Raw genomic sequence first — 1,362 nt, 5'->3', positions numbered from 1 at the left:
GGTCAAGTCCTTTGAGGTGGTGTACGCGGCGTTCGTGATTCTTCGTGCTGGTTATGCGGTTAGGGCGCGGTAGTCGGGTTCGGGGACCTCCTCGGGTTCGGTGTCGGGTTCGCCGACGCGGCGGGCTCTGGCGAGGGCGTCGAGGCCGAGGTAGCGGCGTTGCTCGGCCCACTCATCGTGCTGCTCGGCCAGGACCGCTCCGACGAGGCGGATGATGCTGTCCCGGTTCGGGAAGATCCCGACGACGTCGGTGCGGCGGCGGATCTCCCGGTTCAGGCGTTCGGTGGGATTGTTGGACCAGATCTGCTTCCAGATCTCCTTCGGGAACGCGGTGAAGGAGAGGATCTCCTCTCGTGCCGCTTCGAGGTGCTCGAAGCTCTTGGGGAGCTTGTGCTCGAGTGCGTCCAGGATCCGGTCGAACTGGGCGTGCACGGATTCCTTGTCGGGCTGATCGAACACGGTCTGCAGCAGGGTCTTCACCCACGGCCACGAGCTCTTCGGCGTCACCGACATCAGGTTCGCGGCGTAATGCGTTCTGCACCTTTGCCACCCGGCCCCGGCGAGGGTGGCCGCAGCTGCGGCGACCAGGCCGGCGTGCGCGTCGGAGGTGACAAGCTTCACCCCGGAAAGTCCCCGGGCGACCAGGTCCCGGAAGAAGGTGAGCCAGCCGGCTCCGTCCTCGGTGCTGCTGGTCTGCAGGCCGAGGATCTCCCGGTAACCCTCCGCGTTCACGCCCGTGGCGAGGAGGACGGCGACCTTGATCACCCGGCCGCCTTCGCGGACCTTCATGGTGAGCGCGTCCGCGGCGACGAACGAGTACGGGCCCGCGTCCAGCGGGCGGGTGCGGAACTGCTCGACCTGCTCGTCGAGGTGTTTCGCCATCTCCGACACCTGCGACTTGGACAGCCCGGTGATCCCCAAGGTCTGCACCAGATCCTCCATTCGACGGGTGGAGACGCCGAGCAGGTAGCTGGTCGCGACCACCGTGGTCAGCGCGGCCTCCGCCCTGCGGCGTCGCTCCAGCAGCCATTCCGGGAAATAGGACCCTTGCCGCAGCTTCGGGATCGCAACATCGACCGTTCCGGTCCGGGTGTCGAAGTCGCGGTGTCGGTAACCGTTGCGACGATTCGTGCGATCGGGGCTGGCCATGCCGTACGAGGCGCCGCAGACCAGGTCCGCGTCGGCGGAGAGCAACGTGTTGATGAACGTGGTCAGCATCTGCCGCAGCAGATCCGGGGACGCTTGCGCGAGGTGGTCCTGAAGGAAGCGGGCAGGGTCGATATTCTGGGGTGCGACGGTCATCGTCGGGGTCCTTTCGAGATGGATGTGAAGAGTTCTCTCGAAGAATCACGCGGTGACCGT

The 1,362-nt window shown here is 66.2% G+C and carries 1 protein-coding gene; it reads right to left on the bottom strand.

Annotation, left to right across the window (positions count from 1 at the left end; all coding sequences use genetic code 11):
- Window positions 1–51 precede the first annotated feature (51 nt).
- Window positions 52–1,302: an IS256 family transposase gene (locus ACPW96_RS23235; RefSeq protein ID WP_425886108.1), complete on the bottom strand. Its 1,251-nt coding sequence runs from the start codon at window positions 1,300–1,302 to the stop codon at window positions 52–54.
- Window positions 1,303–1,362 lie beyond the last annotated feature (60 nt).

It is taken from the genome of Micromonospora sp. DT81.3 (assembly GCF_049847225.1).
Classification (GTDB): domain Bacteria; phylum Actinomycetota; class Actinomycetes; order Actinomycetales; family Microbacteriaceae; genus Microbacterium.
Note: the sequence above shows the minus strand (reverse complement) of the source record. Positions and strands in the feature narration are given on the sequence as shown.

Excerpts from the sequence above, each read along its gene's own strand:
- ACPW96_RS23235 (WP_425886108.1), bottom strand. The coding sequence starts at position 1,302 with ATGACCGTCGCACCCCAGAATATCGACCCTGCCCGCTTCCTTCAGGAC.